Annotated in this window: 17 protein-coding genes; 7 read left to right on the forward strand and 10 right to left on the reverse strand. The window is 71.3% G+C overall.

The annotated features are described in order from the left end of the window. Nucleotides 1-84: 84 nt before the first annotated feature. From ACNYS0_RS28230 to ACNYS0_RS28255, 6 genes are all read right to left on the reverse strand, one after another. Nucleotides 85-966, reverse strand: a complete 882-nt coding sequence (locus tag ACNYS0_RS28230; protein ID WP_422477311.1) for a hypothetical protein — start codon at nt 964-966, stop codon at nt 85-87. A 141-nt stretch (nt 967-1,107) separates the two neighbouring features. Next, nucleotides 1,108-2,154: an N-acetylmuramoyl-L-alanine amidase gene (locus ACNYS0_RS28235; RefSeq protein WP_422477313.1), complete on the reverse strand. Its 1,047-nt coding sequence runs from the start codon at nt 2,152-2,154 to the stop codon at nt 1,108-1,110. A 22-nt stretch (nt 2,155-2,176) separates the two neighbouring features. Next, nucleotides 2,177-2,842 carry a class I SAM-dependent methyltransferase gene (locus tag ACNYS0_RS28240; RefSeq protein WP_422477315.1) on the reverse strand — a complete coding sequence of 222 codons (666 nt, stop codon included), beginning with the start codon at nt 2,840-2,842 and terminating at the stop codon, nt 2,177-2,179. Between the two features lie 112 nt (nt 2,843-2,954). Continuing rightward, nucleotides 2,955-4,265, reverse strand: a complete 1,311-nt coding sequence (locus ACNYS0_RS28245) for a M20/M25/M40 family metallo-hydrolase (RefSeq protein ID WP_422477317.1) — start codon at nt 4,263-4,265, stop codon at nt 2,955-2,957. Continuing rightward, nucleotides 4,262-5,623, reverse strand: a complete 1,362-nt coding sequence (locus ACNYS0_RS28250; RefSeq protein WP_422477319.1) for a cytosine permease — start codon at nt 5,621-5,623, stop codon at nt 4,262-4,264. The genes ACNYS0_RS28245 and ACNYS0_RS28250 overlap by 4 nt, the downstream gene beginning before the upstream one ends. Nucleotides 5,624-5,626: 3 nt before the next feature. Then, nucleotides 5,627-6,580, reverse strand: a complete 954-nt coding sequence (locus ACNYS0_RS28255) for a DUF1177 domain-containing protein (RefSeq protein ID WP_422477321.1) — start codon at nt 6,578-6,580, stop codon at nt 5,627-5,629. A gap of 151 nt (nt 6,581-6,731) precedes the next feature. Between ACNYS0_RS28255 and ACNYS0_RS28260 the strand changes: the two genes are divergently transcribed. Together ACNYS0_RS28260 and pepE are read left to right on the forward strand one after the other, a co-directional pair. After that, nucleotides 6,732-7,553 (forward strand): IclR family transcriptional regulator, encoded by an 822-nt coding sequence (locus ACNYS0_RS28260; RefSeq protein WP_422477323.1) that lies wholly within the window; start codon nt 6,732-6,734, stop codon nt 7,551-7,553. Between the two features lie 46 nt (nt 7,554-7,599). Further along, complete coding sequence (pepE, locus tag ACNYS0_RS28265; RefSeq protein ID WP_422477325.1) at nt 7,600-8,325, forward strand: dipeptidase PepE; 726 nt, start codon at nt 7,600-7,602, stop codon at nt 8,323-8,325. Between the two features lie 7 nt (nt 8,326-8,332). On the opposite strand, the gene ACNYS0_RS28270 is transcribed toward pepE, so the two are convergent. The 3 genes from ACNYS0_RS28270 to ACNYS0_RS28280 are packed head-to-tail and all read right to left on the reverse strand — an operon-like array spanning nt 8,333 to nt 9,893. Further along, nucleotides 8,333-8,830, reverse strand: a complete 498-nt coding sequence (locus ACNYS0_RS28270; protein ID WP_422477327.1) for a GNAT family N-acetyltransferase — start codon at nt 8,828-8,830, stop codon at nt 8,333-8,335. Nucleotides 8,831-8,878: 48 nt separating this feature from the next. After that, nucleotides 8,879-9,082, reverse strand: a complete 204-nt coding sequence (locus ACNYS0_RS28275) for a DUF397 domain-containing protein (protein WP_422477329.1) — start codon at nt 9,080-9,082, stop codon at nt 8,879-8,881. Beyond that, nucleotides 9,042-9,893 carry a helix-turn-helix domain-containing protein gene (locus ACNYS0_RS28280; protein WP_422477331.1) on the reverse strand — a complete coding sequence of 284 codons (852 nt, stop codon included), beginning with the start codon at nt 9,891-9,893 and terminating at the stop codon, nt 9,042-9,044. Before ACNYS0_RS28280 ends, ACNYS0_RS28275 begins: the two co-directional genes overlap by 41 nt. A gap of 85 nt (nt 9,894-9,978) precedes the next feature. Here ACNYS0_RS28280 and ACNYS0_RS28285 point away from each other — a divergent pair, with 85 nt between their 5' ends. Beyond that, nucleotides 9,979-10,419, forward strand: coding sequence for an ATP-binding protein (locus ACNYS0_RS28285; RefSeq protein ID WP_422477333.1), 441 nt, complete (start codon nt 9,979-9,981; stop codon nt 10,417-10,419). A 40-nt stretch (nt 10,420-10,459) separates the two neighbouring features. Here the strand turns inward: ACNYS0_RS28285 and ACNYS0_RS28290 are convergent, their stop codons facing one another. Then, complete coding sequence (locus ACNYS0_RS28290) at nt 10,460-12,193, reverse strand: MFS transporter (protein WP_422477335.1); 1,734 nt, start codon at nt 12,191-12,193, stop codon at nt 10,460-10,462. A gap of 299 nt (nt 12,194-12,492) precedes the next feature. Between ACNYS0_RS28290 and ACNYS0_RS28295 the strand changes: the two genes are divergently transcribed. The 4 genes from ACNYS0_RS28295 (at nt 12,493) to ACNYS0_RS28310 (ending at nt 18,264) form a co-directional block, all read left to right on the forward strand. Then, nucleotides 12,493-14,670, forward strand: a complete 2,178-nt coding sequence (locus ACNYS0_RS28295) for an acyl-CoA dehydrogenase family protein (RefSeq protein ID WP_422477337.1) — start codon at nt 12,493-12,495, stop codon at nt 14,668-14,670. Nucleotides 14,671-14,789: 119 nt separating this feature from the next. Beyond that, a complete protein-coding gene (locus tag ACNYS0_RS28300) occupies nt 14,790-15,713 on the forward strand; it encodes a LysR substrate-binding domain-containing protein (RefSeq protein ID WP_422477339.1) in 924 nt (307 codons plus the stop codon). Nucleotides 15,714-15,865: 152 nt separating this feature from the next. Then, the gene (locus tag ACNYS0_RS28305; RefSeq protein WP_422477341.1) at nt 15,866-16,969 is read left to right on the forward strand and encodes a CoA transferase; all 1,104 of its coding nucleotides are present in this window, start codon (nt 15,866-15,868) and stop codon (nt 16,967-16,969) included. A gap of 104 nt (nt 16,970-17,073) precedes the next feature. Then, complete coding sequence (locus ACNYS0_RS28310; protein WP_422477343.1) at nt 17,074-18,264, forward strand: lipid-transfer protein; 1,191 nt, start codon at nt 17,074-17,076, stop codon at nt 18,262-18,264. Nucleotides 18,265-18,268: the final 4 nt, after the last annotated feature.

The raw sequence follows: 18,268 nt of genomic DNA on the forward strand, positions 1-18,268 counted from the left end.
GGTGCGCGACTGTACGCGAAAGGCCCCTCGCCCGGAAGACGGGCGAGGGGCCTTGAACCGCTTGATCCCCGTGCGGCGATCGGGTCAGCCGCGCTGGATCCCCGAGGTGTCCTGGAGGACGCCGCGGCGGCCGTCCTGGGTCTGCGCGACGAGGCCGGGGCCCCGCTGCTCGACCGCCAAGTACCAGGTACCGGGCGCCAGTTCCGCGATCTGCGCCTGCGAGCCGTCCTCCGCGAAGAGCGGGCGCGGCACCGGCACGGCGAACCAGAACGGCGAGAAGTCCGCGGCGGGCGGCTGCGCGGCGGCCTGCGGCGCCGGAGCACCCTGCTGCTGCGGCTGGCCGCCGTACGGCTGCTGCTGACCCGGGCCACCGGGCTGCTGCGCGCCGTAGGGCTGCTGCTGGCCGGGGCCGCCGGGCTGCTGCTGGGCGCCGGGGTAGCCGTACCCCTGCTGCGGCTGGCCGCCGTAGGGCTGCGGCTGCTGCGGGCGCGGGGCACCGAGGAGGGCGCCCTTGAGGGCCGGGACCAGGGGCGTGGCGATGGCGGCGGCGGCCATGACGAGGGTGGCGACGAGGGCCAGGATCAGGCCGATGCCGGCGTCCGGGCCGTCCGAGCTCCCGTTGGTGAGCCCCGTTGAGACGTTGTTGCCGCCGCCCGACGGGTCGAAGATGTTGCCGAGCGCCGCCCACGCCGCGAGCACCGTGGCCGCGATGCCGAACTGGCCGAGGTCGATCCCCGCGATCTTGCGCGACTCCGGCATACCGCGGCTGACCACGATGAGCACGGCGCCGATGACGCCAGCGAGCACCACGCTCATGAGAACCGGGCCGCTCTCCCAGGAGTTCGGGAACTCGTAGCTGTCGGGAGCCCCGTCGACGTTGTAGATATCGAGGAACGAGGCGATCAACAGCAAAACCGCTGCTCCGATCACCACGCCGTCGCCTCGAGTGAGGGAGCGGATATTCACTGCAAGTCCTTAGTCAGTCGTCAGTCAGTCGTCTGGTCATCGGGTGGAGGCGACGCAGGAGCGCAGGGGTGGCCCCACATCGTACGGAGGACACTATCGCCCGGGTCCGGGGAGTGTCTGCCGAGATCCACAGGGTGACATTTACCCGTCGAGGAAACTCGCGATTCCCTCGGAGATGCCCTGCGCCGCCTTCTGCCGCCAGGCGCCCGAGGTCAGTCGCTCGGAGTCCTGCGAGTCCCGCATGTTGCCACACTCGATGAAGACCTTCGGAACCTTGGAAAGGTTGAGTCCGCCCAGGTCACTGCGGGTGTCGAGGCCCGTGCCACCGCCGACGTAGTTCGACGGGGCCTGGCCCGTGGCCTTGAGGTAGCGGCCCGCGATCCGCTCGCCGAGGTCCCGCGAGGGCTTCACGATCGGGGTGGTGTCGGCGGCTCCCGCGCGCACGGATGCGGGAAGGATCACATGGAAGCCGCGGTTGCCCTCGCCCGAGCCGTCCGCGTGCACGGAGACGACGGCGTCGGCCTGCGCGGTGTTGCCGATCTTCGCGCGCTCGTCGACGCAGGGGCCCCAGGCGCGCTCGCCGCTCTGGGTCAATTCGACGGTCGCGCCCTGTCGTTCGAGGACCGTCCGCATGCGCTTCGCGACGTCCAGCGTGAACCGGGCCTCGGTGTAGCCCGCGTTCGTCGACGTACCCGTGGTGTCGCACTCCTTGGAGCCGTTGCCCACGTTCACGGACCGGTTGATCTCGGTGGTGTGCTTGAAGTTGCCCGGGTTGTGGCCGGGGTCGATGACGACGACCTTGCCCTTGAGGGGGCCCGAGCCGGCGGCGGGCTTCGCGGGCGCCTTGGACCGTGAGGCAGAAGGAGAGGCGGACTTCTCGCCGGACTTCTCACTGGACTTCGACGGCGCCGCGCTCGACTCCTTCGCGTCCTGTGAGCCGTCCTGTGAGGCGTCCTGCGAGGGCGAGCCCGTCGAGGACTGGCCGGGGGCGGGCAGCACCTTCGGCGGCTCGCTGTCACCCGGCCCGCTCACGACCTGCCACACCAGCCACGCCGCGAGCGCCGTCGGCACCAGCGCGGCGAAGGTGACGAGCACGGGACGCCCGCCGAAGCGGCGGCTTGGCGCCCCGCCCCGGCCGTCCCACCCATCGGGATCGAAGCCATCGGGTTCCGGACCTACATACGACACGTTTCCGACCTTAACCGTGCGCTCAGATCCCGGCGCCACTTCGACGCAGGACGCGCAGCGAGTCGCACTCGGAGACCTCGGTGAACGCCCCGGACGCGAGTGCCCGCTGGTACACGCGGTACGGCGCCTGCCCCGTCCACTCGTCGTGCTTCACGGGGAAGACGTCGTGGATGAGGAGGAGGCCGCCCTCGGCGACGTGCGGCGCCCAGCCCTCGTAGTCGGCGTTCGCGTGCTCGTCGGTGTGCCCGCCGTCGATGAAGACCAGCCCGAGCTTTCCGCCCCACGCCTTCGCGACCCGCGGCGACTTTCCGACGAGCGCGACCACGTGGTCCTCCAGGCCCGCCGCGTGCAGCGTGCGCCGGAAGGTGGGGAGGGTGTCCATGAGCCCGACCTGGGGGTCGACCGTCTCGGGGTCGTGGAAGTCCCAGCCCGGCTGCTGCTCCTCGCTGCCCCGGTGGTGGTCGACGGTGAGCGCCGTGACCCCGGCGGCGCGCGCCGCGTCGGCGAGCAGGATGGTGGACCGCCCGCAGTACGTGCCGACCTCCAGGAGCGGCAGCCCGAGCGCCGCGGCCTCGACGGCGGCGGCGTACAGCGCCAGCCCCTCACCGCGCGGCATGAATCCCTTGGCCGCCTCGAAGGCGGCGAGGACGTCCGGGGCGGGGGTGTGGCTGCGGCTTGTGATGCTCATGCCGCTCACTCTGCCCTACGCGGACTGCGGCCCGGCCCGGGGGTGGGGGGACTGTGACGTGTAATGACGGTCCCACCGTCATTACACGTCACAGTCCCCACGGCGGAGCCGTTCAGCAGCCCTGCCAGAGCCGGGTCATCACCCGCACCCCGAACCGCAGGCCCTCCAGCGGCACCCGCTCGTCCACGCCGTGGAAGAGGCGTCCGTAGTCCAGGTCGGCCGGGAGCTTCAGGCCCTTGAAGCCGAAGCAGCGCACCCCCAGCTTGGTGAACGCCTTCGCGTCCGTGCCGCCCGGGTTGCAGTACGGGACCGGGTGTCCTTCCGGGTCCTCGGCGCGCACCGCGTCGCACATGGCGTCGACGAGCGGCCCGTCGAACGTCGTCTCCATCGCGATGTCGTGGTTGACCCACTCGCGGGAGACGGACGGCAGGAGCAGTGCGTCGATGGCGTCGATCAGCTCCTGCTCGTGTCCGGGGAGGAAGCGGCCGTCGACGCGGGCCTTCGCCTTTCCGGGGATGACGTTGGTCTGGTAGCCGGCCGTGAACATCGTCGGGTTCGCGGAGTTGCGGAGCACCACCTGCATGAAGTCCGCTACGTGGCCGAGCTTGGCGAGTTCCGCGTCCAGGTCCTCGGCCTCGAAGTCGATCTCCACGTTCTGGAGGTCGGCCGCCTTCTGGAGCAGGGCCCGTACGGGCTCGATGAGGCGGACGGGGAACGTGTGGCGGCCGATGCGGGTGAGGGACTCGGCGAGGTCCGTCACCGCGTTCTCGTCGTTGGGCGACGAGCCGTGCCCGGCCCGCCCGTTCGCCGTCAGTTCCATCCACGCCATGCCGCGCTGGGCGTTCTCGATCGGGTAGAGGCGCCGGGTGTCGTCGAGCGCGTAGCTGAATCCGCCGCCCTCGCCGATGGCTTCCGTGACGCCCTCGAAGAGGTCCGGGCGGTGCTCGACGAGCCAGTGCGCGCCGAACTTGCCGCCCGCCTCCTCGTCCGCGAGGAACGCGAGGACCAGGTCGCGGGACGGCTTGGTGCCCGTGCGCGCGAAGTGCCGTGCGGTGGCCAGCATGACGGCCACCGTGTCCTTCATGTCGATGGCGCCGCGGCCCCACAGGTAGCCGTCGCGGATCTCGCCGGAGAAGGGCGGGACCTGCCACTCGGCCGCGTCCGCCGGGACGACGTCGAGGTGGCCGTGGACGAGGAGGGCGCCGCGCGTGCGGTCCGCGCCCTCGATCCGGGCGATGACGCTGGCCCGGCCCGGTGCGCTCTCGACGAGTTCGGAGGTGATGCCGGCCTCGGCGAGGCGGGACACGACCCAGTCCGCGCAGGCCCGCTCGTCGCTCGTCGGGTTGGAGGTGTCGAAGCGGATCAGCTCGGCGCAGAGTTCGACGACTTCGCGCTGGGCCTCTTCCGAAGCAAGGGTGGTCATGCCGCTCCTACGGGGGTCTGCTCGGCGGCGGCGGGACGCGTGTCCTCGTCGTCGGCCAGGGTCGTGGTGCCGTACGTCCTGATCCAGCCGAGCAGCCCGAGCACGGCGTAGAGGACGAACGCGGTGGCCAGGGAGTTCAGGGCCGGGATGCCGCCGTCGTAGAACTTGCCGACGCAGAAGGCGGCGGCCCAGATCACGAGGGACATCGGCACCCAGGTCGGGGAGGTGGCCGGGAGCGTGCCTGCTTCCCGGGTCTCGTCGAGCGGCCTGCGCATCTTGCGGACCACCCAGTACTCGGCGACGACGATGCCGCCGATGGGCGGGATGGCCACTCCGAGGACGGAAAGGAATTCCGTGAAGTGGGTCATGATGCCGACTGCGGAGAGGGCCGTTCCGGCTACGCCGAGGGCGATGGTGACGGCGCCGCGGTGCAGGCGCTTCTTGAAGACGACCTGGAAGAAGTTGACGACGCCGAGCGAGGAGCCGTACAGGTTCCAGTCGTTGATCTTCGCGGTCGACATCAGGACGACCAGGACGCCGAAGACGCCGGACGTGGAGAGCACGATCTGCGAGACCTGGTCGCTCTTGACCATGTGGCCGAGGAGGACGCCGGTCAGGCCCACGATGTACTCGGAGAGGATCATCGAGGACGCCGTCTGAAGAAAGACGTGCGACCCCTTCTTGTTGTAGCGGGTCATCTCGGGCGCGACGATCGCGCCGGTCATGTAGCCGCCCGCGATGGCGGTCGCGGCGACCGAGAGCGGGATGGCCTGGCCGGGCGGCGGGGAGCTGATGAGATCGCCGATGGAGTGGTCGGAGAGTGCGTCGATCACCGACCAGGCGACCATCGCGAAGAAGAGGGGTGTGACGATCTTCGCGAAGATCGCCATGTAGCGGAAGCCGAAGATCACCAGGACGGTGATGGCGAGGCCCGCGACGATGCACCACAGCCACGACGGGCCGCCGACCAGCGACGAGACGCTGTCGCCGAAGATCGTGTTCTGTACGCCGAACCAGCCGACGAGGCTGACGGCGATGATGAAGCTCACGAGGGCGGAGCCATTGCGGCCGAAGCCGACCCAGCGGGTCAGCAGTGGCGTCGCGAGGCCCTCGCGCATGCCCGCCATGCCGATGAGGAAGATGACGACTTCGAGGATGACCGCGCCGAGGGTGAAGGCCCAGAACGCGTCGCCGAAGGTCATGCCGACGCCGATGGTGGCGCCCAGCGTGAACTGCGAGATGGAGCCGGACTGGGCGAGCCACTGGAGCAGCATCGTCCAGAAGCCGAGCCGCTTGTCCTTCGGGACTCTGGACAGCGCGTAGTCGTCGCTGCCCACGCTCTTCTTGGTGGTGGCCATGGCTTACGACTCCGTGGGTGCGTTGCCGAGGGTCTGAAGGTGGGCGAGCGAGCCGTAGCGGCTCACGAGGGCGTCGAACTCGTCGGCGTCGTGGAAGTCGATCCGACCGCCGCCGTACGCCTTCGCGGTCTCGACGGCGAACCGGGCGGCGGCCGCGATGTCGGTCTCGTGACTGGCGCCGGTCTGGCAGCCGGGGACCGCGGAGGCAGAGGTGACGGCGAGGCCGACGACCGGGGCGGCGGTCGCGGTGGCCGGCTGAAGGATCGAGTTGATGTGGTGGGCGCCGTTACCGTAAGGCGTTATGTCCTGGGTTGTCACGGGATACGTGACCAACGGCTCACCGGTGACGACGGCGAGGAGTTCGCCCAGCTCCTCGCTGACCCGCAGCACCCACCCCTCCTTGACGGTGGGGGACAGGGCGAGGCCCTTGTGGTTGATGATGCGGTTGCCCTTGGTGGTGTCGATGGAGAGCACGGCCTCCATGTCGTCCGTGACCTCGTGCCGGTTCATCGTGGCGATGTCGACCGGCGAGTCCATGAAGGGGACCGGGTCGTGCGGGGCGGTGGGCGCGTCCGGGCAGATGTGGGTGGCGACGATCACGTCGCCGTCGAGCACGTCGCCGCGGCGGCGCATGTCGAGAAGCTTCGCGGCGGTGGCGAGCGCGGCGGCGGCGCCGTCCGCGTCCGAGACCAGGCCGGTCATCTCGGGCCGGGCGCCGACGCCGCCGAGGCGGCCCACGACGCCGAGCGTGCGGGCGCTGCCGCCCCGGCTGCGGCCCTTGGCGCCGGGGACGCGGACGAGCACGAAGTCGGTCGAGCCGCGCTCGCCGTCCACGGTGGTCACCTCGGCGCCGGAGCCCTCCGGGCCCGCGACCGAGTCGAGATACGCGACGGCGCGCTTGCCGTCGGCGTCGGGGTCGTCCAGCAGATCGACGACATCGAGGACGTACTTCAACATGCGGGGTCCCTCTCACTGCTCACCGCGCCGCGCCCACTGCGCTGCGCCCGGTCGCGGATTGCACCGGTACTGACAGCAGATTCGGGATCGGATAGCGTTGTCGGCAAGCCTTTCCCGTTATTTGCAATACAGGTCTGGATGGTGAGATGGCGTGCCGGAGATCCCGCTCGACCGGAAGACCCCGGCCGGCGCGCTTCAGACCGTCGACCGGGCCCTGCTCGTGCTGCTCGCGTTCGAGCGGACGCGTCCCGACTGGGGCGTGACGGAGGTAGCCGCCGAGTTCGGCTGGGACACCTCGGTCGCGCAGCGGCTGCTCTCGACGCTCGCCGGGCGCGGCTTCCTGGTCTCCGACCCGGTGACGCGGCGCTACCGGATCGGACCCGCGGTGCTCAGGCTCGGCCGGCTCTGGGAGCGCTCGGGTTCCCTGGAACTCCTCGCGGGACCGGTCCTTGAGGAACTGCGGGCGGCGACCGGTGACACGGTCCTGTTCTGCCTGCCCGACAACTTCCACATGCGCTGCGTCGCGGCCGTCGAGGGCGAGGAAGGGCCGCTGCGCTACTACCCGCTGGTCGGCGAGCTGTACCCGGCGCACGCGGGCGCGACCAGCAAGTCGTACTACGCGTTCCTCCCCGACGACCAGCGCCACCGGCTGTTCCGCGGGCGCCCCATGGCCCGCTTCACCGAACGCACGGTGACCGACGCGGACGAGCTGGAGCGGGAGTTCCTCGCCGTACGGGCCCAGGGGTACGCGTGGACGGTCGGCGAGTACGACGCCGGGATCGGCACGGTGGCCGTCCCCGTCTTCCTCGGCCGCGAGCCCTACGGGAGCCTCAGCCTCGGCGCCGCGAAGGACCGCTTCCCCGACGGGCCCGGCGACCGCCTCGACGCCCTGCGCAAGGCCGCCCACCTTCTGGAGCGGCGCCTGACGCATCCGCCGCAGCCCGCGCGCCGCACCCGCACGGCCGCCAACTGACCTTTGTGCACAGCCTGTTGATTACGTTGATCGGAGCGACCCCGTCGTGAACCTTCTGCTGCTCTCCAACTCCACCCAGCACGGCCAGGGCTACCTGGAGCACGCGCTCGACACGGTCACCGGTTTCCTGCCGCCGAACGCCCGCCTCGCGTTCGTGCCGTACGCGCTGGCCGACCACGACGCGTACACGGCGAAGGTGCGCGGCGCGCTGGAGGGCGCGGGGATCGAGGTCCACGGCGTCCACGAGGGCGACGACCCGCTCGCCCAACTCGCGGCGGCGGACGCGGTGTTCATCGGCGGCGGCAATTCGTTCCGGCTGCTGAGCGCGCTCTGCCGCACCGGGCTGCGGGACGCGCTGACGAAGGCCGTCCGCGCGGGCCTGCCGTACATGGGCGCGAGCGCCGGCACCAACATGGCCGCGCCCACCCTCCGCACGACCAACGACATGCCGATCGTGCAGCCGCCGTCCTTCGAGACGCTCGGCCTCGTCCCGTTCCAGATCAACCCGCACTACCTGGACCCGGACCCGTCCTCCACCCACAAGGGCGAGACCCGCGAGCAGCGCCTCACGGAGTTCCTGGAAGAGAACGACGTGCCGGTCCTCGGCCTGCGGGAGGGCTCCTGGCTGCGGGTTTCCGGGGACCGGGCGTCGGTGGAGGGTGCGCATGCGGCGCGGCTGTTCCGGCGGGGTGCGGAGCCGCGGGAGCTGGCGGCGGGGTCGGACGTGTCCGAACTTCTGGGTGTGCAGGCGCGGTTCGACGTGGGGCGCTGACGGCCCCCTACGGGACTTCCGGCAGCTTCAGCCACTCCTGCCAGCCGATGTCGCGGCCGATGAGGCGCGGCTGCCGGAACGGCCAGTCGGTGGCGATCCACTCGGGAACGAGTGCGTCGAGCGTCTGCTCCTCGACCCCGCCGGCGAGGTTGTCGACCACCCACCAGGAGATCTCGGCGTCCGCGCCGGTGCGCTCCGGCGGATCGATGTAGACGCAGCCGAGGAGCGCGGTCTCCTCCGCGTTCAGCAGGGCGTAGTTGAACGACTGGTGGGCCGCGATCTCCTTCTCGTGCCGCAGCAGGTCGACGCGGTCCGCCTCGTACGTCATGGTCTCCGCGGGCCAGCCCCAGGCCGGGCCGAAGATCTCCCACAGGCGCTCGCGCGAGCCCATCACGGCGGGGTAGTCGATCGCGGCGTCCGCCTCCCGGATCGGCCTCAGGTGGAGGCCGGTTCCGGGCACGGGTACGTGGGTGGGGTGGACGAAGTCCTGCGGCAGCCAGCTCATGAGCGGTGACATTAGCGGGGTGCCTCCGGGGTGTCCCCCGAGTTTCGGCTAGACCTGCCCGCCGACGACTGCCGCCACGAACGCGCGGAATGCGCGTGGCGTGACCTGGAAGTGGCCGAGGCCCGGGTCCTTGGAGTCGCGGATGGCGACGGTTCCGGTGCCGGTGGCGCACTCGATGCACTCGCCCCCCGTGTTGCCGCTGTAACTGGACTTACGCCACTGGGCGTTGGCCAGGTCCTGGGTGCTGCCCATAACGGTCCTCCAGTACGCGTTTGATCAGTGCCGCCGATTCCTCCACGGAGAGGGCGGTGGCCTGCAAGCTAGCGTAACGAAGGGTCGCTTCCCGAATGGTTTCCGGGTTGGCGGTCATGTGCCCCTGCACGAAATCCTCGGTGTAGACGAGGTCGGGGTCCTCGTCGAAACGGAGCAACGTGAACGATCCCGCCAGGCTTGCGTGTTCGCCAACATGGAACGGCAGTACCTGGAGCTGCATCAACCGTTCACGCTGGACGTCCAACAGATGGTGCAGTTGCTTTCGCATCGCCGCTCTGCCGCCCACCGGGCGGTGCAGTACCGCCTCGTCGAGGATCACCAGGCCCAGCGGAGGCTGTTCGCGCCGCAGGATGCGCTGGCGCTCCATCCGCGCCGCGAGCAACTCGTCCGGCTTGGCGGGCCGACCCGTGGCCAAGACGGCCCGCGCGTACTCCTCCGTCTGCAACAGCCCGTACACCAGCTGGCACTGGAACGTGGAGATGTACGTGGCCCGCGCCTCAAGTTCCGCGTACGCCTGAAACCAGGTCGGAAGTTGGCTTCGCAGGACCAGGCCCACCAGGCCCGAGAAGAAGCCGTCCGTGCCCAGCGCCGCGTCCACCCGCTCGCTGAAGTCCCGCGTCGGCACTTTCTTGGCGCACTCGATCTGGCCGATCAGCGAACCCGTGCAGAAGACGCAGTCGCCCAACTGCCCCAGCTTCAGGCCCGCCTCCTCGCGGCGGCGACGCAGCTCGAACCCGTAGTAGTCGAGCGGCGAGGCGCCCGGGTCAAGATCGCGGCGGATGTTCGGCACGGGCGGTCACCCCAGACGTGCAACGCCTCGCGGCGTTTCGATCACGACGTAGCCGAGAGTAATCGAACCGTCCCACGCTGGTGACATGAATCACGCAACTGACGCCCCGGACGCGGGACTTGCCGAGTCCTACGGTTTCGGCCTCACCGTGGGTGAGCACAGCGCCCGGCACCTGCGCCGCATCCTGCGGATCCACCTCGGGGTGTGGGAGCTGGGGGAGCTCGCCGACGACGCCGAACTCGCGCTGACCGAGCTGATCGCCAACGTCGTCCGCCATGTGCCGGGGCGGAACTGCACCGTGCGGATGATGCGGGCGGACGCCGGGGTGCGCGTCGAGGTGGCCGACGCGCATCCCGTGCTGCCCGAGCCGCAGGACCGCGGGGAATGCGCCGAGTCGGGCCGGGGACTGGCCATCGTCGCGGCCGTGGTCGACCGGTGGGGCGTGGTGCCGCACCGGGCGTCCGGGGGCGGGAAGACCGTCTGGTTCGAGTGCCACGCGAAGAGGGCGCGCCACGCACCCGCGTGACGCGCCCTCCGCCGAAGCTGCCCGCAGCCCGGCGGCCTGCCTACCGGACCGACTCGGCGAGCGCCTCGAGCGCCAGGTCCACCCGCACCGGACGGGCCTCGCCGTGGTGCGTGGCGGCCAGTGCGCGCGGGGCGTGGCCGGTGGCGGTGCTCGCGAGGACGTACGAGCCGCCCGCCGGGACGTCGAGGGCGTACTGGCCCTCGTGGTCGGTGAGGGCGGCGCCCGCCTGGCGGCCGCGGCGGTCGATCAGGGTGACCTTGGCGCGGGGGACCGGCAGGCCCGCCGGGTCGAGGACGCGGCCGTGGAACCGGGCGGCGATGGCCTCCTCTACGCGTTCCAGGACGGCGTCCTCCTCGCTGCTGGCGCGGAGCTGGACCGTCGGCCTGCGGCGGCCCGGCAGGCCGATCGCGAGCAGGAGGCCCACCGCGACGGCGGCCGTGGCGATGAGGAAGGAGACCCGGAAGCCGTGCATCGTCGGGACGGCGACGCCGCCCACGTTGTTCGCCGTGTTGGCCAGGACCATGCCGATGACGGCCGAGGACACCGACGTACCGATGGAGCGCATCAGGGTGTTGAGTCCGGTGGCCGCACCCGTCTCGGACGGGTCCACCGCGCCGATGATCAGGGCCGGCAGGGAGGAGTAGGCGAGGCCGATGCCCGCGCCGATCAGGACCGAGATGATGATGGTCTGCCAGGCGGCGCTCATCAGGCCGAGGCCCGCGCCGTAGCCGATCGCGATGATCAGCATGCCGAGGATCAGGGTGACCTTCGCGCCGAACTTGGCGGAGAGCCGGGCGTAGACCGGTGCCGTCAGCATCATCGTCAGGCCGAGCGGCGCCACGCACAGGCCGGCGACGACCATGGACTGGCCGAGGCCGTAGCCGGTGGCCGACGGCAGCTGGAGGAGCTGGGGGAGGACCAGGGAGATCGCGTAGAAGGCGACCCCGACCATGATCGAGGCCAGGTTGGTGAGCAGGACCGTACGGCGGACCGTCGTGCGCAGGTCCACCAGCGGGGCCTTGAGGCGCAGCTCCATGAGGCCCCACGCGACGAGCACGACGAGCGCGGCCGCGAACAGGCCGAGCGTCGTGCCCGAACTCCAGCCCCAGTCGCTGCCCTTGGTGATGGGCAGCAGGAAGAGGATGAGGCCGAGGGTGAGGCCGAGGGCGCCCGCGATGTCGAAGGTGCCCTGCGCGCGCAGCGGGCTCTCGGGGACGACGGCGAGGGTGAGGACGATGCCGACGACGCCGAGGCCCGCGGCGCCGAAGAACAGCGCGTGCCAGTCGGCGTGCTGGGCCACGAGCGCGGCGACCGGCAGGGCGAGGCCGCCGCCGACGCCGATGGAGGAGGACATCAGGGCCATCGCCGAGCCCAGCTTCTCCCGCGGCAGCATGTCCCGCATCAGGCCGATGCCGAGCGGGATGGCGCCCATGGCGAAGCCCTGGAGCGCACGGCCCACGATCATGACGAGCAGGTTGTCCGTGAAGCCGCAGACCAGGGAGCCGAACACCATGATGGCGAGGCTGGTGAGCAGCATCCGGCGCTTGCCGGCCAGGTCGCCGAGGCGGCCCATGATCGGGGTGGCGACCGCGCCCGCGAGGAGCGTCGAGGTCATGACCCAGGTGGCGTTGGAGGGGGCGGTGTTCAGCAGCTCGGGCAGGTCCTTGATCACCGGCACGAGCAGCGTCTGCATGACCGCCACGGTGATGCCCGCGAAGGCGAGGACGGGGACGACGCCGCCTGACGGGCGGGCTTGAGTCGTCGGCTGGGACATGAAGGAAGGCCTCCGGAAGGCGGTCTCGGTCCACGTACTGAGACGTGACGCTTGGGACGGCGAACGCGCGCCGCCGGGGTCGGGGCGCGCGTTGTGCGGTCGGTATGCGGTCGGTGGGGCTGACTGCGGGCAGGTTGTGTGTATGTCGAACCGGTTGGCTGGGGCGACTATTCCGACGGTCGTCGTACGAGCGGAATCCTTTACCTCTTCATTACGTCACCGTCCGGTGAACGCTTGTTTCTGACCCGGTGTCAGATTTGGTCTTCCGGTCTACTGGAACGTGTTCTACCGTGCGCCGCATGGGCATCGCCATCACGCAGGAACAGCGGGAACTCGCGGACGCCGTGCGCGGTTGGATCGCGCGCGCCGTACCGCCCGACGAGGTGCGCAAGCTGCTCGACGCCCCGGCCGCGCCCGGCCACCGTCCCTCCTACTGGGACGGTCTCGCCGGGCAGGGCCTCCTCGGGGTGCACCTCCCCGAGTCGTACGGCGGCGGGGGCGGGACCCTGCTCGATCTCGCGGTGGTCGTGGAGGAGGCGGGTCGCGCGGCGCTGCCCGGGCCCTTCGTCGGCAGCGTGCTCGCGGCCGAGGTGCTGCGCGGGGCCGGGCGGCGCGAGCTCGCCCGTTCCCTCGCCGAGGGGGAGCGGATCGGCGCCGTCGCGTTCGGCCCCGGCGGGCTCAGCGCCGTCGCGGGCCCCGACGGGCTGGTGCTCGACGGGGTCGCGCCGCCCGTCCTCACGGGCGCCGACGCCGACCTCCTCGTACTCGCGGCGGAGAGCGCGGACGGCGTGGTGTGGGTCGCCGTCGACGCGGAGGGCGCAGGGCTCACCGTGCGGGCGCACGAGAGCGGTGACCCGACCCGGCCCACCGCCGAGGTCACGGCGGCCGGCGCCGTCGTGCCCGCCGACCGGATCCTCGACGTCGACGGCACCCTCGTGCGCGACCTCGCGGGCGTACTGCTGGCCGCCGACGCCTGCGGCACCGCCGCCTGGGCGCTGCACGCCGCGGCCGAACACGCCAAGGTGCGCGAGCAGTTCGGGCGGCCCATCGGGCAGTTCCAGGGCGTCAAGCATCTGTGCGCGGACATGCTGGTGCGGGTCGAGCAGGCGGCGGCGCTGGTCTGGGACGCGGCGCGGGCGCTGGACGAGGACTGCGGTCAGGACGTGCGCGGGCTCGTCGCCGCGCTCGCGGCGGGGGCCGCGCTCGACGCCGCGTACTCCTGCGCCAAGGACTGCATCCAGATCCTCGGCGGCATCGGCTTCACCTGGGAGCACGACGCCCACCTCTATCTGCGCCGCGCCGTCGTCGCCCGCCAGCTGCTCGGCGCGGGCGACGCGCACCGGCTGCGTGCCGTGCGGCTCGCCGAGTCCGGAGTCCGCCGCGAGCTGCGGTTCGCGCTGCCCGCCGAGGCGGACGGGTACCGGGAGGCGGCCCGGGACGTCATCGAGGGGGCGCGGGGCCTCGACCCGAAGGCCGCGCGGCGGGCTCTCGCGCCGACCGGTTACGCGGCGCCGCACCTCCCGGCCCCGTACGGACTCGGCGCCGGGCCGGTCCAACAGCTGTCGGTTCAGCAGGAGTTGAAGGCAGCTGGAGTAAAACTCAGCGACCTCGGCATCGCCACGTGGGTCGTCCCCTCCCTCATCTCGTACGGCACTCAGGAGCAGCGCGACCGGTACCTTCCGGCGACCCTGCGCGGCGAGACGCTGTGGTGCCAGTTGTTCTCGGAGCCGGGCGCGGGCTCCGACCTCGCCTCGCTGCGCACGAAGGCGGAGCGGCTGCCCGACGGGCGGTGGCGGATCAACGGGCAGAAGGTGTGGACGAGCGCCGCGCAGTGGGCCGACCACGGCATCCTGCTCGCCCGCACCAACCCGGACGCGCCCAAGCACAAGGGCCTCACGTACTTCGTCCTCGACATGAAGAACACCGACGGCATCGACATCCGGCCGCTGCGCGAGATCACCGGCGACTCCCTCTTCAACGAGGTCTACTTCGACGACGTGGTGCTGCCCGCCGACGCGGTGGTCGGAGAGGTCGACGACGGCTGGCGGGTCGCCCGGCACACGCTCGGCAACGAACGGGTGCACATGGCCGACCAGTTGACCTTCGACACCGGCCTTGAGTCGCTGCTCGCGCGGGCCGGTGACCTGGACGGGGCGTACCGGGCGAGGATCGGCGCGCTCGCGGCGGAGGCGCACGCGCTGGGGTGCATCGGACTCCGTACGACCATGCAGCAGGTCGAGGGCGTGGAGCCGGGGGCGGGCGCCTCCGTCCGCAAACTGGTGCAGACGCCGCACCAGCAGAAGGTCGCGGAGTTGGCGCTCGAGTTGCTCGGTCCGGAGGGGGCGCTTCGGGAGGGGGCGGGGGAGCGGGCGCTGCACGGGTTCCTGCTGTCGCGGTGCCTGACGATTGCCGGTGGCACGACGCAGGTGCAGTTGAATGTGGTGGCGGAGAGGATCTTGGGCCTGCCGAGGGATTAGGTCACCCGGCGGGGCTCCGCCCCTGCACCCCGCTGCTCAATCGCCGCAGGGGCTTGAAAGGCTCACCCTCACGCAGGGGCTTGAAAGGCTCACCCTGACGCAGGGGCTTGAATGGGTGTGTGGAACTCAAACACCTCACGGGATTTGTTGCGGTTGCCGAGGAACTGCATTTCGGGCGGGCCGCGGAGCGGTTGCACATCGCGCAGTCGCCGCTCAGTCAGCAGATCAAGTTGCTGGAGCGCGATCTGGGCGTGAAGCTCTTCGACCGCACCACCCGCACCGTCCGCCTCACCTCCGCCGGGCAGGCGCTCGTGGAGCCGGCCAGGAAGCTGCTCGCGGACGCGACGTCCGTGCGCAGGACGGTGCGGGCCGCGCACCTGGGGGAGGTCGGGCGGGTGTCCGTCGGGTTCGCCGGGGCCAGCAGCTATGCGGCGCTGCCGTTGCTCACGCGGGCCGTGACGTCCCAACTGCCGGGTATCGAGCTGGTGTTGGAGGGGCAGACCTACAGCGGTGAGGCGTTGCGGCGGGTCACCGACGGCACGCTCGACCTCGGTTTCGTGGCGCTGCCGGTGCGGCGCGGCATCACCGCCCGCGTCGTCCGCATGGAGCGACTCGTCCTCGCCCTGCCCGACAGCCATCCGCTCGCGGACCGCGCCGAGGTCCCCGTGCGCGCGCTCGCCGACGAGCCCATCGTCACCTTCCCGCTCTCCCGCGAGTCGGCGGTGCGGGACGCCATGGTGCAGGCGTGCCACGACGCCGGGTTCGCGCCCCGGATCGCGCAGGAGGCCCCGGACTCGTACAACATGCTGGCGCTCGTCGGCGCGGGCGTCGGCGTCGCGGTCGTCGTCGAGTCGGCGCGCAACATCCACCTGGAGCACGTGGTGTTCCGGCCGCTCGCCGGGGACGAGGTGCCGGTCCTGCCGATCGCGCTCGGCTGGCGCAGCGGCAACCCGTCGGCGGCGCTGAAGGCGGTGCTGCGGGTGGCGCGGGACGTGCTGCCGACACCGGACGACGCCCCGGAGGCCGCGCACCACGGGGGCTGATTGTGCGGGATCGCGGCTCAATCGGCCCCGGAATTGGTCTTGGACAGCGCCTAATGCGTGGGGGCAGAGTGATCCACGTCTCGCGACGGAGCGTGCACGGGCCGCGGTGTCCGCGCCACGGGCGGGACCCGCCGCACCGAGAGGACGCTCGCATGCCGCAAGACGCCCCCGCGCAGCCCGCCATCGACCCCGCCCCGGACCCCGCCCTCGCCAAGGACGCCCGTCGCGCCGGAGTCACCGCGTTCGTCGGCACCACCATCGAGTGGTTCGACTTCTACATCTACGGATCGGCCTCCGCGCTGGTCCTCGGCAAGATCTTCTTCGCCGACGCCTCGCCCGCCGTCGGCACGCTCGCCGCCTTCGCCACGTTCTGGGTCGGCTTCCTGGCCCGCCCCCTCGGCGGCCTGATCTTCGGGCACTTCGGCGACAGATACGGCCGCAAGAAGGCCCTGATCACGACGCTCACCATGATGGGCGGCGCCACCTTCTGCGTCGGGCTGCTTCCCGGCTACGACCGGATCGGAGCCGCCGCACCGATCCTGCTCGTCCTCCTGCGCATGATCCAGGGCGTCGCGATGGGCGACCTCGGCGCCGCCCTCTTCGGCCTCGTCGGCGTCAACGCGGCCCTCGTCGAACGCGAGCGCACGGGCCGCGGCCAGTACGTCACGACTTCCCTCTACGAGTCCCAGCTCGCCCTGCACATCAACTGGGCGACGGGCTACTTCGCCACGGGCGAGCGGCCGGGGCGCCTCGGTTCAGGCCACCCCAGCCTCGTCCCGTACCAGGCCTACCGGGCCGCCGACGGGCACTTCGTGATCGCGGTCGGCAACGACGCGCTGTTCCGCCGCCTCGTGACCGCGCTCGGTCACCCGGAGTGGGCGGACGACGCGCGCTTCGCGAGCAACCGCGACCGGGTGGCCAACCGCACCGCCCTGAACGCCAAACTGGAGGCGGTCCTCGTCGACGAGCCGGTGGCCCACTGGGTGGCCCTGCTCAAGCCCCTCGGCGTACCAGTCACCCCCATCCGCACCCTCGACGAGGTCTACGACTGCCCGCAGACCGCGGCCCTCGGCATGGTGCGGAAGGTCGACCACCCGGACGTGGGGCCGCTGGAGCAGGTCGCGTTCCCCGTCACGTTCCGCGGCGTCCGCCCGCCGGTGCGCTCGGCACCGCCGACGCTGGGCCAGCACAGCCGGGAGGTACTGGCCGAAATCGGTTACGGGGAGGCGGAGATCGACCGCTTGCTGGGCTCCTGAGCCCTTCCGTTGGGCGGCCCGCCCTGCCACTATCTGACGAACCGTCAGATAGGTACTGAGGTACTGAGGGCAGTGCAGGCAGTGTGTCAGGAGGGCTCGCAGCCATGAAGTCGTACATCGTCGGCGTCGGCATGACCAAGTTCGAGAAGCCCGAGACGCGGGACTGGCAGTACTGGGACATGGTGAAGGAGGCGGGCACGACGGCCCTCGCCGACGCCGGGATCTCCTACGCGGACGTCCAGCAGGCCCCCGTCGGCTACTGCTTCCAGGCGTCGACGGCGGGCCAACGCGCCGCCTACGAACTGGGGTTGACCGGCATACCGGTCTACAACGTCAACAACAACTGCGCGACGGGTTCGACCGCGCTCATGATGGCCCGCCAGTTCGTCGAGGGCGGGATCAGCGACTGCGTGCTCGCGCTCGGCTTCGAGAAGATGCAGCGCGGCGCGCTCGGGGGAGGGGCCGACGGGGGCGACTTCAAGACGTCCCCCGTGGCCCGGCACTACGGGATCATGGCGGCCCGCCACGGCTTCGAGATGAGCCCGCCCACCGCCCAGATCTTCGGCGACGCCGCGCGCGAGCACATGGAGAAGTACGGCACGACCGAGGCGCAGCTCGCGGCGGTCGGCGCCAAGAACCACCGGCACTCGGTGAACAACCCGTACGCCCAGTTCCAGGACGCGTACACGGTCGACGAGATCCTCGCCGCCAAGACCATCCACACGCCGCTGACCAAGCTCCAGTGCTCGCCCACCTCGGACGGCGCGGCGGCGGCCGTCGTCGTCTCCGAACGCTTCGTCGAGGAACGCGGCCTCGGCGACAAGGCGGTCGAGATCGCCGCCCAGTCGATGACGACGGACACGGAGGAGTCCTTCGCGTCCGGCTCGTGCATCGACGTGGTCGGACAGCCGATGTCACGGGAGGCCGCCCGGCAGGTCTACGAGACGTCCGGCCTCGGCATCGAGGACGTCGACGTCGTCGAACTCCACGACTGCTTCTCCGTCAACGAACTCCTCACGTACGAGGCGCTCGGCATGTGCGCGGAGGGCGAGTCCGGCAAGCTCGTCGAGTCGGGCGCGACGACGTACGGCGGCACGTGGGTGGTGAACCCCTCCGGCGGCCTCATCTCCAAGGGCCACCCGCTGGGCGCCACCGGCATCGCCCAAGCGGCCGAACTGACCTGGCAGTTGAGGGGCGAGGCGGGCCCGCGGCAGGTGCCGGACGCGCGGGTCGGCCTCGCGCACAACATCGGCCTCGGCGGCGCGGCGGTGGTGACGATGCTGCGTCGCGGGTGAAGGA

The sequence above is a fragment of the Streptomyces anthophorae genome (assembly GCF_049310305.1).
Classification (GTDB): domain Bacteria; phylum Actinomycetota; class Actinomycetes; order Streptomycetales; family Streptomycetaceae; genus Streptomyces.

Coding starts and splice junctions, on each gene's coding strand:
- ACNYS0_RS28295 (WP_422477337.1), top strand. CDS start 12,493: ATGGGCATCGCCATCACGCAGGAACAGCGGGAACTCGCGGACGCCGTG.
- ACNYS0_RS28310 (WP_422477343.1), top strand. CDS start 17,074: ATGAAGTCGTACATCGTCGGCGTCGGCATGACCAAGTTCGAGAAGCCC.
- ACNYS0_RS28275 (WP_422477329.1), bottom strand. CDS start 9,082: ATGGGCAGCACCCAGGACCTGGCCAACGCCCAGTGGCGTAAGTCCAGT.
- ACNYS0_RS28305 (WP_422477341.1), top strand. CDS start 15,866: ATGCCGCAAGACGCCCCCGCGCAGCCCGCCATCGACCCCGCCCCGGAC.
- ACNYS0_RS28255 (WP_422477321.1), bottom strand. CDS start 6,580: ATGTTGAAGTACGTCCTCGATGTCGTCGATCTGCTGGACGACCCCGAC.
- ACNYS0_RS28245 (WP_422477317.1), bottom strand. CDS start 4,265: ATGACCACCCTTGCTTCGGAAGAGGCCCAGCGCGAAGTCGTCGAACTC.
- ACNYS0_RS28285 (WP_422477333.1), top strand. CDS start 9,979: ATGAATCACGCAACTGACGCCCCGGACGCGGGACTTGCCGAGTCCTAC.
- ACNYS0_RS28290 (WP_422477335.1), bottom strand. CDS start 12,193: ATGTCCCAGCCGACGACTCAAGCCCGCCCGTCAGGCGGCGTCGTCCCC.
- ACNYS0_RS28250 (WP_422477319.1), bottom strand. CDS start 5,623: ATGGCCACCACCAAGAAGAGCGTGGGCAGCGACGACTACGCGCTGTCC.
- ACNYS0_RS28240 (WP_422477315.1), bottom strand. CDS start 2,842: ATGAGCATCACAAGCCGCAGCCACACCCCCGCCCCGGACGTCCTCGCC.
- ACNYS0_RS28270 (WP_422477327.1), bottom strand. CDS start 8,830: ATGAGCTGGCTGCCGCAGGACTTCGTCCACCCCACCCACGTACCCGTG.